Raw genomic sequence first — 12,449 nt, 5'->3', positions numbered from 1 at the left:
CGTCTGCCTTGTGGCAAAATACCGGTTTGGTGACACACACAATGAAATTACTCGCGATTGAATCCTCCACTGAAACACTCTCGCTTGCCTTGCAAACACAGGCCGGCTTAGTCACGTTTGATGAAGTGACCGGCCCGGCTGCATCGCAGCGTATTCTGCCTGAAATTCAGCGTTTACTAGCGCAGGCTGGTGTGGCGCTGAGCGAGCTTGATGGCTTGGTCTATGGTGCGGGGCCGGGCGCGTTTACCGGGGTCAGGGTGGCGGTGGGCGTCACGCAGGGCTTGGCGTTTGGCGCACAGCTGCCAGTCGTCGGCATCAGCGCCGTGCTAGCGGTGGCAGAGTCCGCTTGGCAAGCAACGCAAAGCGAAAAAGTGCTGGTGTGCTTGGATGCGCGGATGGGCGAGGTCTACCATGCGGCCATGGTGCGTCAAGCCGAAGGCTGGCTGGCAGTCTCTCCTGTCACGGTGTGCAAGCCACAAGATGTTCCCGCGGTGGAAGGCCATGGTTGGCTAGGCGCAGGCAGTGGATGGCATGTGTTTGCGCAGGTGTTGTCTGCGCGCTATCACGATCAAGTTGACCGTGTTTGCCCAGCGCTGATCCCGCAAGCGGGCGCCATGCTGACACTGGCGCAGCCATTGTTTGCTGCGGGTAAAGTACAAGCCGCGCATGAAGCTGCTCCGCTATATGTGCGTAACCGGGTCGCACTCACGGCGGCTGAGCGTGCACAAGGACAAACGTTGTAGGCGAATGATGATGAGTGCCTTGCCACAACAACACCTCACTTTTCGCCCGATGTCTGACGATGATCTTGCCGTCATCAGCCAGATTGAGCCAACGCTGTATTCTCACCCATGGACCGTGGGTAACTTTAAAGACTCGCTGCATTCAGGCTACAGCGCTTGGGTGATGGAGATTTCCGGCAACATTGCGGGCTATGCGCTGGTGATGATGGTGCTTGATGAGGCGCATCTACTCAATATTAGTGTGGCGCAAGCCTACCAAGGTCAGGGTCTGGGGCGCACATTGTTGTTATATATGATCGAGATTTCGCAACGCCATCAAGCGGCCAATATGTTTCTAGAGGTAAGGGTGAGTAATCACAAAGCCATTGCCTTGTATGAGTCGATGGGATTCTGTGAAATTGGCCTGCGACGCCACTACTATCCGACCAAGACCGGCCGAGAAGATGCGGTACTGATGGGTTTGGCGTTATGAATGTGAGGCCGCTATGCATTTGACCCGTGAAGATATGTTGCGTGAACTGGACTTGCTGCCGGTCTGGCGTGCACGGATGCCCGCGACTGAGCCGCTCCAGACCATGCCACTTGCGGTGCCAGTGGTCAGCGAGGTTGTTGCAACGATGGATGAGCAGTCCGTCGCGCTCACCGCTGAGGGCTTAAACACCCCCGTGCCCTTTGCGCCGGCAGAGGCGCCAGCAGCACCGGTGGCATCGTATAGGGAAGCGCCAGCAACGGCGCTAGAATTGCCCACAGAGGTGCTCGCAGTGTCATCTGACGTTCCCACTGCCAACGTCACCACCGCGCCGCTACTACAATCACCATGGTTGCTGTGTTGTCCGCCAACCGCTGATGCAGCGAGCCACACACTGTTGCACAATATTGTCCGTGCGCTCGCATTGCCAGCAGACCAAGTGACCATTCACACAGAAACCATCGGCGCGAATCAGGTGCAAGCAAGTTTTTGCGTGCTGTTTGGCCTCGAAGCTGCGAATGCATTTTTAGGCACGCAGCACACCGAACTCGCCTCCATCAGGGGGCGCCTGTTAAATGTGGGGTCAATGTGGCTTGTAGTCACGCATCCACCGCTCGCCATCTTGCAAAATCAGTTGCTTAAACGGGAGGTTTGGCAGGACTTATGTCTATTGCTGGCGAAAAACACGGCGGTACCTGCTTGAATTTGTCCGTTGCCAGCCGCATCTAATGGGTATTGAATTTATATTTTGCAATGATTGTTTTTTGACTGGAGTCTGACATGCGTCGATTATTTAACCTACTACTACTGGTCACCAGCCTGAGCTTAACTGGCTGCGGTTACAACCAGTTTCAAAGCTTGGACGAAGAAACCAAAGCCAACTGGTCTGAGGTGTTGAACCAGTACCAACGTCGTGCTGATTTGGTGCCCAATCTGGTTTCTACAGTCAAAGGCTACGCCTCACACGAAGAAAAAGTATTGACGGAGGTTACCGCTGCTCGCGCCAAAGTCGGCAGTATGCAAGTCACCCCTGAGTTACTCAATGATCCGGAAGCCTTTGCCAAGTTTCAGGCGGCACAAGGGCAATTAACCAGTGCGCTGTCTCGCTTGATGGTGGTGTCTGAAAACTATCCTAACTTAAAAGCCGATGCGAGTTTTAGAGATCTACAAGCGCAACTCGAGGGCACCGAAAATCGCGTCACGGTTGCCCGTAATCGCTACATCGAAGCGGTCAAACAATATAACGTCGCTGTACGTAGCTTTCCGAATAACTTAACCGCCATGATGTTTGGCTATCAAGCCAAGCCCTCATTCACGGTAGAGAATGAAAAAGCGATTTCAACCGCACCTAAAGTCGATTTTGGCGACAATAAGTAAGTCCTGAATGCTGGCGTGCTGGAAATCCTTATTGCTAGGCTGTGGCTTGCTGTTTGCCATGGCACACAGCCAAGCCGCCGACGGTTTGCTCGAACTGCCACCCTTGCAAACAGCGGTGACAGATCTAACGCAAACGCTGTCGGCAGACGAGCAGGCGGCGCTCAACCAAAAATTGAGTCAGTTTTCGCAACAATCGGGTTCGCAAGTCGCAGTGTTGCTGGTGCCAAGCACACAGCCGGAGGAGATTTCACAGTTTGGTATTCGCTTGGCCGAGGCCTGGAAAATTGGTCGCGAAAAGCAAGATGACGGCGTCATCATTATCGTAGCCAAAAATGACCGGAAAATGCGTATCGAGGTTGGATACGGTCTTGAAGGCGCGATTCCGGATGCGATTGCCAAACGCATTATCAGTGAGCAAATTGCCCCCGCCTTCAAACAAGGCCAGTTTTATCAAGGCTTAAATCTGGCGACCGATAGCTTGATCAAGTTGATTCAAGGCGAGCAACTGCCCGCACCGACCAAAAAGCAGCGACAGCCGCATGCCGATGACTGGTTAAGTATGCTACCCATCCTGATGTTCGCCGCCATTATCGGCGGCGCAATCTTTAAAGGCATGTTGGGTGATTTTCCAGGCAGTTTAGTCACTGGCGGCTTGTTAGGCGGGCTCGCTGGCTGGTTGGGAGCAACCGCCCTGATCATGGGCTTCATCGGTCTGGCAGCCTTTGTGTTTACGCTCGCCATGGGTGGGCGGGGTGGGGCGGGGACCTATGGCCCTTACCCGGGTGGACTCGGCGGCTATTCCGGCGGAAGTCGAGGGCCGGATATTTTTAGCGGTGGCGGCGGCGGGTTTGGTGGCGGCGGTGCTTCCGGTGACTGGTAACAGGGCTTGAATCAATCATGAAATCAGTGCACCCGATTAAACGTTGGTTAAGACATGCCTGGAGCCATCCAAGGCATGTGAGCGGTTTGTTTCCACCGGATTCGCTTAAACACATTGAGCACGCGATTGCGCAAAGTGAGCGCCACCATGCGGGTGAAATCCGGGTAGTGATTGAATCTGGTTTACCCACGTACGCGATATTTAAAGGCTTGTCTCCCAGACGACGCGCCATGCATTTATTCGGCCATTTCAATATCTGGGATACCGAGCACAACAATGGCGTGCTGATTTATTTGTTGCTTGCCGACCATGATGTAGAGATTGTGGCTGACCGCGGCATACACAGGCAAGTTGGCGAGGCTGGTTGGCAGCAGATCTGCCAACACATGGAAGGGATGTTCAGAAGTGGGCAGTTTGAATCGGGTGTGTTGTACGGCATACAAGCCATTGGCGAGCAGTTGGCGAAACATTTTCCGCCAGAAGCGATCTCGCGCAATGAGTTATCTAATCGCGTGCTTATTTTGTAACGCGGTCGTCTGGCCTGCCCATGCAGACCTAAACGATATTAACCGGATTTACCATTCCACCCCGTCCTTAGCTGCTTTTGAAGTATGCCAAGGCGGCGGTTGTGTGCAAGTCGACACGCTTAGCCTGACAGCGGCTGAGTGGGCCAACGTCGTCAGACTGTTTACGCCAACCCCCGAAAGCGCCGAAGCTGAGCGGATCGCAATGTCGCAAGCGATTGGCGTGCTGGAAGATATGGTGGGGACTAAAGTGGGCACCGCCGCAGATCGCGCAGGCACCTTTAATAATCGTGACTACCTGCATCAACAAGATTGCAATGACGAAGCGATTAACAGCACCACCTATCTACGGCTGATGCAGCAAGCCGGCTTGGTCCGCTTTCATCGTATTTTAGATACCCGCACCCGCAAATTCTTTTTTACCGGCTGGCCACACAGTGCTGCTGTCATTCAGCAGCTCGACAACCATGCTGAATATGCCGTTGATAGCTGGTTTTATGACAATGGCTCGCCGGCGACGATTGTGCCCATGGCGCAGTGGAAAGACGGTTACATTCCCACCGATAGTCCCATCCTGCATCGCGCAACCCCAGGGGATCGTTTGCCCGAATAAGCGTGAGTGACTCAGCCTCGGTTTAAGGCTAAAATCCCGCTTTTAGATTCTGTTTAAAAGTGATTTTATGCGCGCCTCACAATTTTTCATTGCCACCCAAAAAGAAGCCCCTTCCGACGCTGAGTTGATTAGCCATCAACTGATGGTGCGCGCAGGCTTAATCAAAAAACTGGGGAGTGGTTTGTATAGCTGGATGCCACTTGGCTTGCGGGTCTTACGCAAAGTAGAACACATCGTGCGTGATGAAATGAACAAAGCAGGTGCGCTAGAGTTATTGATGCCAGCGGTGCAGCCCAAAGAGCTGTGGGAAGAAACCGGCCGCTGGGCGGTATTCGGCCCGCAAATGTTAAAAATACAAGATCGCCACGCGCGCGATTTTTGTTTTGGGCCGACACATGAAGAAGTGATTACTGACATCGCGCGTAAAGAAATCAACAGCTACAAACAACTTCCGCTTAACTTCTATCAGATTCAGACCAAGTTCAGGGACGAAATCAGACCACGCTTTGGCGTGATGCGCGCGCGCGAGTTTTTAATGAAAGATGCCTATTCGTTTCATACTAGTGCTGACTGTCTGGTCAATACTTATCAGGCTATGCACACGGCCTACAGCAATATCTTCACCCGTTTAGGCCTTAAATTTCGTGCTGTGAAAGCCGATTCCGGTGCGATTGGTGGCGATGGTTCTCAAGAGTTTCACGTGCTCGCAGACAGCGGCGAAGATGCCCTGGCCTATTGTGAGCAGTCAGATTACGCGGCCAACGTAGAATTGGCCGAAGCAGTCGCCTCCGGTCAGCGTGCAGCCGCCAGTGAGGCGATGCGCGAGGTGGATACGCCAAAACAAACCGCTTGTGAAGCAGTGGCGGGATTGCTTGAGCTGCCAGTGAGCCGCACGGTGAAGTCGGTTGCCCTGATGGTCGATGAGGTATTCACCCTGGCTTTATTGCGCGGTGACCACCAATTAAACGAAGTGAAATTTGGCAAACTGGCCGGGGTGACAACTTTCCGCTTGGCCACTGAAGAAGAAATTCGCGCGCACTTAAATTGCCCGCCCGGCTTTATTGGCCCGGTCGGTGTGAGTGACAAGGTGCGCGTGATCGCCGATCGCACCGTTGCCTTGATGAGTGACTTTGTCTGTGGTGCGAATAAACCCAAATTCCATTTGGCGGGTGTCAATTTTGGCCGTGATTTACCAGAGCCGGTAGTTGTCGCCGACATTCGCAATGTTGTCGCGGGGGACATGAGTCCGGATGGCAAAGGGCAGTTGAGTTTATGTCGTGGCATTGAAGTCGGCCATATTTTTCAGTTGCGCACCAAATACTCCGAGGCCATGCAAGCGACTTATCTCGACGAAAACGGCCAAACCCAAGTCATGGAAATGGGTTGTTATGGCATTGGCGTTTCACGTATTGTCGGGGCTGCCATTGAGCAGGGCAACGATGACAAAGGGATTGTTTTCCCCTTGAGCATGGCACCGTTTGCCGTGGTCATTTGCCCGATTGGCCTCGATAAAAGTGACGCGGTCAAACAGGCGGCGTTCACGCTATATACGGCATTACAACAAGCAGGGGTGGATGTCTTGTTAGATGACCGTGGCGAGCGTCCTGGCGTCATGTTTGCCGAGAGTGACTTGATGGGGATTCCCCATCGTATCGTGATTGGCGATAGGGGCTTGGCACAGGGTGAGGTCGAATACAAAGGGCGCACCGATGCTGAGGCACAAAACTTGCAAGTCACTGAGTGTGTGGCGTTTTTACGTGACAAACTTGGTCAGTAACTAGAGGGATTTCATCCCTCTGTTTGGCGCCTTTGCGGGGATGAATGTGACTACAATAGACGCGATGAAAAAACTTTTCTTGTGTTTGTTTGCAATACTGCTGGCCGGCCTATGTGCCTGGTCAGCACCGTCTATGGCGGGCAATCAAAAAGAAGAGCCTTTGGCAAATAGCGTGAAAGCGTTAATGCAAAAGTCTGTCAGTGATTTGGCCGCGCCGCGCTTATTGTTTGAGTCAGAGCAATCCGCGCAGCAGTGGCTGCAGACCATGTCAGGCAGACTCGCCAAGCGTATCCCCGATGCGCAATACCGTGAAGACTTTCTCAAATCTGTGCATTATGAAGCCACGCGTGCCGGCTTAGACCCGCAACTGGTGCTCGGATTGATTCATGTCGAGAGCGGATTCAAAAAGTATGCAGTTTCAAGCGTCGGCGCGCGTGGGTATATGCAAGTGATGCCGTTTTGGGTGAAGTCGATTGGCGCCAATGAACACAACCTGTTTGATATGCGCTTAAATCTACGCTACGGCTGTACCATTTTGCGTCACTATTTGGATATTGAGCACGGGGACTATTACCGCGCGCTTGGGCGCTATAACGGTAGTTTAGGCAAGCCCGATTACCCTAACTTGGTGGTTGGCGCTTGGCGAAATCATTGGCACTACTCGCCCGCAAATGCCGCTGACCCCCTGAATATGGCCAGCCAATAGGCGCAAAACTTAACCATAAAAAACCGCGCATCAGCGCGGTTTTTTATGGTTAATGCATCGTTATTTGACCACTTTAAACCCATAATAAGTGCCAAACTCGCCTTCTGGTTCATGGTAAACAAACATCATACCGTTGGAATACCCTAAGCCATTGAAGTGATTTTGCGACCGTAATTTCATGGTGGCTGGCAGCGCACTTTTGCCGACAAATTGGCCATTTAAATCAAAAATCAGTACCGCTTTATGATCAACATCCAGCAGGGCTAACTCGTTGCCCGCTACACCAGTAAATGCAATGTAGTGATCACTCACATCATCATGCGCGACTTGTGCTTTAGTAAAGTCTAGCTTGATCTCTTGCATTTTTTCACGTTGTTTAGCATCAACAACAAACACCAGATTGCCTCTGTCTTGCTTGGCATAGTAAAGCTTAGTCACCGGGTCGTAACTGGGCATGGTGCCGGCATCGCCAAAGGCCGGATTGAATTGTGATATGTCGGCAGAGGTATCCAATATTTCACCACGATCATTCACTGCTAGGCTGAAAATACCCGTGTTCGGTAAAAAACCAACCGCGCTAGAAATGTTATAAGTAATGGTTTCCAGCTTGCCTGAGTTGGGGTTGAAATACAGTGAGCGATTATCAAAGCCAGGCTTGGCTGAGTTCAGGTATTTGCCATCAGCGCTAAAGGCATGCACTTCGGATTTTGAGATCGGGGCTTCAAACTCGCTACCCATGGGCGCCAAACCACCATCAGCGATATAGTAATGCTGGTTGCTAGGCAAGTAGGCGACCGACATGGGCCGGGTGGTGGGCTTTTTAACAAGTGGGATTTTGATGCCCACTTCTGCTTCAGGCAAGATGTCTGCATAAATTGAAAACGACAGGCAACATAAGGCCAGTCCGCACACTATTTTTGGGATGAATTGCATATCTCCGTGATCCTGTTTTTATATAAGTGGTTAATAGACTACATTTTAACGTGCAAGTTTAGCCTTTGGGCGACGGCGCGCGCGTAATCAGCATGGCATCACCGTAGCTGAAAAAACGATAAGCCTCCTCAATCGCATGCGCATAAGCTTCGCGCATCAGGTCATAGCCCCCAAATGCCGAAACCAGCATCATTAAAGTACTCTTTGGTAGGTGAAAGTTGGTAATCAGGCGGTCGACCAGTTTGAACTCAAAGCCCGGGGTGATGAAAATATTGGTATCCCCATGGTGCGCGAACAGTTTCCCGACATGCGCTGCACTCTCTAGGGTGCGTAATGAGGTTGTCCCCACCGCCGTGACGCGCTTGCCATTTGCGCGCGCCTCTAGAATGGTTTGGATGGTATCCGCCGGCAAATGATACACCTCGCTGTGCATGTGATGATCGGCGATGTCATCTACCTTCACGGGCTGAAAAGTGCCAGCGCCTACATGTAGCGTCACATAGCGAACATGCACCCCCTTGTCGATCAATGCCTGTAATAAGGCCTCATCAAAATGCAAGCCAGCCGTTGGCGCAGCCACCGCGCCAGCATGTTTGGCGAACACGGTTTGATAGCGCGTGTCATCTGCCGCATCCGCAGTATGTTCAATATAAGGCGGTAACGGTAATTGACCATATTGCTCCAAAAAGTCATACCATGACGCCTCCCCCAGCAATTGAATATGAAACATATCCGCGTGCCGTCCTAACACCTCCGCCTGATAGCCCGCCGACAAATGTAGCAAACTGCCAGCCTTGGGTGAGCGCGAAGACTTGATTTGCGCATAAGCCTCTTGCGGCGAAAGCACGCGATCAATCATCACCTCAATGTGCCCGCCAGTGGCCTTTTGCCCAAACAGACGCGCTTTAATCACCTTGGTGTCATTGAGGACCAGTACATCGCCAGCCTCAAAATGCGCGGCAATCTCACGAAAGTGATGATTGCGAATCGATTGCGTTAAAGCATTGACCTCCAGCAGACGACTTTCAGAGCGATTAGGCAGCGGATGTTGCGCAATTAGGTGGGGAGGAAGATAAAAATCGAAATCTAGAGTTTTCATAAATCAAAATTGTGGTTATAATAGCTTCTTTGTTGTCCAACATTATATCCCATGCCGGGATGGCGGAACTGGTAGACGCACTGGACTCAAAATCCAGCGCCGCAAGGCGTGCCGGTTCGATTCCGGCTCCCGGCACCATGTAGTACTTTCAAACAGTATCAAAAAGACGCAAAACGTAAGAATTTCAAAGGCTTAGATGAAAATCTAGGCCTTTTTTCATATCATAGCGTCGCTTGACATACCCCAATTTTAAGGGGTAACTTACGGGGTAACAAATTTTACCCCTGTGAGAGTTACCCCAAGATGGCACTTACTGATACAGCTTTACGCAATGCCAAGCCTACAGAAAAAGCCTACAAGCTTTACGATGAAAAAGGTTTATATCTAATTGTTAACCCAAATGGCGGTAAGTGGTGGCGTTTGAAGTATCGTTTCAACGATAAAGAGAAAACTCTATCAGTGGGCACCTATCCTGAAATATCACTTGCCTCAGCAAGAGTAAAACGGGATGAAGCCCGTACGCTGGTGGCCGAGGGTAAAGATCCAAGTGAAGCACGTAAAGATGCAAAGGCGCAAGCTAAGCTTGAAGCACTGAACACTTTTGAGGCTGTAGCAAACGAGTGGCATGCCCTACATAATAAGAGCAAGTCAGAGCGCCATCAGCAGCGCGTTAAACGCTGGTTAGATTACTACCTATACCCAAGCCTAGGCCAGAAGGCAATCTCAAGCATAACAGCTCCTATGGTGTTAGAGACCACCAACATACTGCAGAAGCAAAACAAGTTAGAGACTGCACACCGTGTCATACAAACGGCAGGGCAAGTTTTCCGCTATGCAATCCAAAAGGGTTTCGCTACCTACAATCCAGCTCCAGACCTCAAAGGTGCATTACCTCCTCCAGTAGTTAAAAATATGGCTGCTATGATTGAGCCAAAAGACGTTGCACAACTATTACGCAGCATAGATGGTTATAAAGGCACTCTCACCGTGCGATGTGCAATAAAACTTGCGCCATTACTTTTTCAGCGTATCGGTGAGCTGAGACACATGAAATGGGTCGATCTTGATTTTGAGAACAAAGAATGGCGATACCTGGTAACTAAAACCAAAACACAACACATTGTGCCTTTGTCTAGGCAGGCATTGGCAATTATTGAAGCCATGCGCTCATTTTCAGGCCATGGCATTTATGTATTCCCAGGTGGTCGCACGCATGAACGCCCTATGAGTGAAAACGCAATCAATGCTGCATTACGCAATATGGGGTATGACACACAAGCAGAAATAACTGGCCATGGTTTCAGAGCGATTGCTCAAACGCTTGGTGAGCAGGAGTTAGGTTTAGATCCTAAACACATTGAAAGGCAATTGGCTCACTCTGTAGCTAATCCATTGGGTACTGCGTATGAGCGAGCTCAGTTCCTAAAAGACCGCACAATAATGATGCAGCGTTGGGCTGATTATCTTGATGAGCTAAAAAGTGGTGCAACAGTATTGCCATTTAGGCAGGCTTAAATTATTAAGCATGTACTAATTAGCTGAATTAATAGGGGGTAGTATGCCTGAAAATGATTTAAGCACTATTGATTTTAAATCGATCAATAAAAGAGCCAACGCTTTTGCTAAACAAGCAGTTATAGATATGAATCTGCCTGAGGAGATTGAGTTGCCAAAAACAATAAATACTCTGGGCTTTAAACTCAATAAAATTTATCAGAGGCATTACGAAAATGTCAGAGAAGATTTAAGTTCAAAAAAACTATCGAGAGTTGTGGCTAGTGCGCTGCAAGCTTACTGGGAGAGTTGTCACGATGCAGCAGAAACACTTAGGCTACAGTTTGAAGCTCTCGGATATAACCAGTTAACTGAGTTCCAACAAAAAATTTCAACCGCAACAGGATATGCCAACTATGAAGGTTGGGCATATAGCTTTTATAGTGGTGCATTTTCTAAAGGTAAGAGTAACAGTAAAAAAGATGATTTGATTGTGATAGCGCTTTATTGGTTAGCTGAAGCGGATAAGCTAAATGATCCTCGTGAAAAATTTGATCACATTGTTGAGGCGCTGGAAGCAATACAGTTGTCGAATGGAAGCTATATGTGGGATGAGGGGTTTAAGTGTAAAAGTGAAGATATTTCACGCGAGAAAAGCTTTGCGGCAAAAAAAGCTCATAGAGAAAACTATCAATTGAAATCTGAGGCAAAGAACTATTGGTTATTAAATATCGATCCAAAACTATCAAATGACGCAGCTGCGGGTAAGTTGCAGGCAATTATTCCTTTAACATTTAGAACGTTGAGTTCATACGTATCTGAGTTTAAAAAGGAAATACAGTCTGCTAGCAAGATGTAATCCTTTCTTGTGGAGTGTGCATTTTGTAAGCTTATTGGATTCTTTTATTATTGATCAATGACATGATGCTTTCTGTGATTTACATATACAGGACGCCATCAAATGAAATTAAATCCCTCTGTAATACAAGCCGATCACTTACCTGATACTGCACATTTACGCCCCAAAGCTTGCGCTCTATTGTTAGGGGTCTCGATTGCGACCTTTTGGCGCCTAGTTTCAAGCGGGAAACTAAAAACCCACAAGTTGACTGAAAGAACGACAACCGTGCGTGCTGGTGATTTGCGTGCATTTATGGCTGGAAAAGTCGATGGTTAAGCTATGACTAGACGCACATCTAATGTAAACACCGAAAGAGGTGAGAAGGGTGGCTACGCTCCACTATATCATTGCGTATTAAGAAGTCAGGTTTACGCTAACCTCTCTGCCCATGCGGTCAAGCTGCTCAATGATTTATTAAGCCAGTACTACGGATCTAACAATGGAGATTTCTGTGCTACTTATAGCATGATGCAAAAGCGTGGTTGGAAATCTAAAGGGACGTTAAGTCGCGCAATCAAAGAGCTCGTTGAGACAGGTTTTATTGAGGTGAGCAGGCAAGGTGGCAGGCATCTATGTAGCTTATACGCTGTCACATTTTATGCTGTGGATGAATGTAAAGGGAAACTCGACATATCACCTACCAGCAGTCCTAAAAGTCTATGGCGTAAGAACGAGCCATTGCCTAGCATCTCAACTTTACAAAGGCGTAAGCAGCAACAAGAGGATGCAAAGCTTGTTCGCATGATTTTTGATCGTTCAAAAAAGGTAGCATGAAATTAAATTGACTACCCCTTTAGAGGACCAATACATGAACGATTGCCCCTCTAAAGGGGTAAGGCAATGTATAAATATTGTTGTAACTGCACGTTATCTCGTTGATTACCCCGTATGAGTGCCAATAAACTTGTGCTGGTGCCCCGTATGCGTACACCT

At 49.5% G+C, this 12,449-nt stretch carries 14 protein-coding genes and 1 tRNA gene; 13 read left to right on the top strand and 2 right to left on the bottom strand.

Going from position 1 to position 12,449, the window contains the following annotated elements; translation table 11 throughout:
* Nucleotides 1–41: 41 nt before the first annotated feature.
* The 9 genes from tsaB to FIT99_RS10020 all read left to right on the top strand — a co-directional run bounded on the left by tsaB (nucleotide 42) and on the right by FIT99_RS10020 (nucleotide 7,089).
* Nucleotides 42–743, top strand: coding sequence for a tRNA (adenosine(37)-N6)-threonylcarbamoyltransferase complex dimerization subunit type 1 TsaB (gene tsaB, locus FIT99_RS10060; RefSeq protein ID WP_189524740.1), 702 nt, complete (start codon nucleotides 42–44; stop codon nucleotides 741–743).
* Between the two features lie 10 nt (nucleotides 744–753).
* Nucleotides 754–1,215 (top strand): ribosomal protein S18-alanine N-acetyltransferase, encoded by a 462-nt coding sequence (gene rimI, locus FIT99_RS10055; protein ID WP_223261181.1) that lies wholly within the window; start codon nucleotides 754–756, stop codon nucleotides 1,213–1,215.
* A gap of 13 nt (nucleotides 1,216–1,228) precedes the next feature.
* The gene (locus FIT99_RS10050; RefSeq protein ID WP_140004156.1) at nucleotides 1,229–1,915 is read left to right on the top strand and encodes a uracil-DNA glycosylase family protein; all 687 of its coding nucleotides are present in this window, start codon (nucleotides 1,229–1,231) and stop codon (nucleotides 1,913–1,915) included.
* 77 nt (nucleotides 1,916–1,992) lie between these two features.
* The gene (locus FIT99_RS10045) at nucleotides 1,993–2,589 is read left to right on the top strand and encodes a LemA family protein (protein ID WP_140004155.1); all 597 of its coding nucleotides are present in this window, start codon (nucleotides 1,993–1,995) and stop codon (nucleotides 2,587–2,589) included.
* Between the two features lie 7 nt (nucleotides 2,590–2,596).
* Nucleotides 2,597–3,469 carry a TPM domain-containing protein gene (locus FIT99_RS10040; protein ID WP_189524739.1) on the top strand — a complete coding sequence of 291 codons (873 nt, stop codon included), beginning with the start codon at nucleotides 2,597–2,599 and terminating at the stop codon, nucleotides 3,467–3,469.
* Between the two features lie 17 nt (nucleotides 3,470–3,486).
* Entirely contained in the window at nucleotides 3,487–3,996 is a 510-nt protein-coding gene (locus FIT99_RS10035; RefSeq protein ID WP_140004154.1) for a TPM domain-containing protein, read from the top strand.
* On the top strand, nucleotides 3,965–4,606 hold the full coding sequence (locus FIT99_RS10030; protein ID WP_189524738.1) for a hypothetical protein: 642 nt from the start codon (nucleotides 3,965–3,967) through the stop codon (nucleotides 4,604–4,606). Before FIT99_RS10035 ends, FIT99_RS10030 begins: the two co-directional genes overlap by 32 nt.
* Nucleotides 4,607–4,673: 67 nt before the next feature.
* Nucleotides 4,674–6,383, top strand: a complete 1,710-nt coding sequence (locus FIT99_RS10025; RefSeq protein ID WP_140004153.1) for a proline--tRNA ligase — start codon at nucleotides 4,674–4,676, stop codon at nucleotides 6,381–6,383.
* A 64-nt stretch (nucleotides 6,384–6,447) separates the two neighbouring features.
* Nucleotides 6,448–7,089 (top strand): lytic transglycosylase domain-containing protein, encoded by a 642-nt coding sequence (locus FIT99_RS10020; protein ID WP_140004152.1) that lies wholly within the window; start codon nucleotides 6,448–6,450, stop codon nucleotides 7,087–7,089.
* A gap of 60 nt (nucleotides 7,090–7,149) precedes the next feature.
* Here FIT99_RS10020 and FIT99_RS10015 read toward each other — a convergent pair whose 3' ends face one another.
* Nucleotides 7,150–8,022, bottom strand: coding sequence for a hypothetical protein (locus tag FIT99_RS10015; protein WP_140004151.1), 873 nt, complete (start codon nucleotides 8,020–8,022; stop codon nucleotides 7,150–7,152).
* Nucleotides 8,023–8,080: 58 nt separating this feature from the next.
* The gene (gene queA, locus FIT99_RS10010) at nucleotides 8,081–9,121 is read right to left on the bottom strand and encodes a tRNA preQ1(34) S-adenosylmethionine ribosyltransferase-isomerase QueA (protein WP_140004150.1); all 1,041 of its coding nucleotides are present in this window, start codon (nucleotides 9,119–9,121) and stop codon (nucleotides 8,081–8,083) included.
* A 53-nt stretch (nucleotides 9,122–9,174) separates the two neighbouring features.
* Between queA and FIT99_RS10005 the strand changes: the two genes are divergently transcribed.
* The 4 genes from FIT99_RS10005 to FIT99_RS09985 all read left to right on the top strand — a co-directional run bounded on the left by FIT99_RS10005 (nucleotide 9,175) and on the right by FIT99_RS09985 (nucleotide 12,290).
* Nucleotides 9,175–9,259, top strand: a tRNA-Leu gene (locus FIT99_RS10005).
* A gap of 165 nt (nucleotides 9,260–9,424) precedes the next feature.
* Nucleotides 9,425–10,636: a tyrosine-type recombinase/integrase gene (locus FIT99_RS10000; protein WP_140004149.1), complete on the top strand. Its 1,212-nt coding sequence runs from the start codon at nucleotides 9,425–9,427 to the stop codon at nucleotides 10,634–10,636.
* 43 nt (nucleotides 10,637–10,679) lie between these two features.
* Nucleotides 10,680–11,474 carry a hypothetical protein gene (locus tag FIT99_RS09995; RefSeq protein WP_140004148.1) on the top strand — a complete coding sequence of 265 codons (795 nt, stop codon included), beginning with the start codon at nucleotides 10,680–10,682 and terminating at the stop codon, nucleotides 11,472–11,474.
* Between the two features lie 321 nt (nucleotides 11,475–11,795).
* Nucleotides 11,796–12,290 carry a hypothetical protein gene (locus tag FIT99_RS09985; protein ID WP_189524737.1) on the top strand — a complete coding sequence of 165 codons (495 nt, stop codon included), beginning with the start codon at nucleotides 11,796–11,798 and terminating at the stop codon, nucleotides 12,288–12,290.
* Nucleotides 12,291–12,449 lie beyond the last annotated feature (159 nt).

This window comes from Methylophilus medardicus (assembly GCF_006363955.1).
Classification (GTDB): Bacteria; Pseudomonadota; Gammaproteobacteria; order Burkholderiales; family Methylophilaceae; genus Methylophilus; species Methylophilus medardensis.
This window is presented reverse-complemented; position numbering and strand designations above follow the sequence as displayed.

Coding starts and splice junctions, on each gene's coding strand:
- rimI (WP_223261181.1), top strand. CDS start 754: ATGAGTGCCTTGCCACAACAACACCTCACTTTTCGCCCGATGTCTGAC.
- queA (WP_140004150.1), bottom strand. CDS start 9,121: ATGAAAACTCTAGATTTCGATTTTTATCTTCCTCCCCACCTAATTGCG.
- FIT99_RS10050 (WP_140004156.1), top strand. CDS start 1,229: ATGCATTTGACCCGTGAAGATATGTTGCGTGAACTGGACTTGCTGCCG.
- FIT99_RS09995 (WP_140004148.1), top strand. CDS start 10,680: ATGCCTGAAAATGATTTAAGCACTATTGATTTTAAATCGATCAATAAA.
- FIT99_RS10015 (WP_140004151.1), bottom strand. CDS start 8,022: ATGCAATTCATCCCAAAAATAGTGTGCGGACTGGCCTTATGTTGCCTG.
- FIT99_RS10040 (WP_189524739.1), top strand. CDS start 2,597: ATGCTGGCGTGCTGGAAATCCTTATTGCTAGGCTGTGGCTTGCTGTTT.
- FIT99_RS10000 (WP_140004149.1), top strand. CDS start 9,425: ATGGCACTTACTGATACAGCTTTACGCAATGCCAAGCCTACAGAAAAA.
- FIT99_RS10030 (WP_189524738.1), top strand. CDS start 3,965: ATGAGTTATCTAATCGCGTGCTTATTTTGTAACGCGGTCGTCTGGCCT.
- tsaB (WP_189524740.1), top strand. CDS start 42: ATGAAATTACTCGCGATTGAATCCTCCACTGAAACACTCTCGCTTGCC.
- FIT99_RS10020 (WP_140004152.1), top strand. CDS start 6,448: ATGAAAAAACTTTTCTTGTGTTTGTTTGCAATACTGCTGGCCGGCCTA.
- FIT99_RS09985 (WP_189524737.1), top strand. CDS start 11,796: ATGACTAGACGCACATCTAATGTAAACACCGAAAGAGGTGAGAAGGGT.
- FIT99_RS10045 (WP_140004155.1), top strand. CDS start 1,993: ATGCGTCGATTATTTAACCTACTACTACTGGTCACCAGCCTGAGCTTA.
- FIT99_RS10035 (WP_140004154.1), top strand. CDS start 3,487: ATGAAATCAGTGCACCCGATTAAACGTTGGTTAAGACATGCCTGGAGC.
- FIT99_RS10025 (WP_140004153.1), top strand. CDS start 4,674: ATGCGCGCCTCACAATTTTTCATTGCCACCCAAAAAGAAGCCCCTTCC.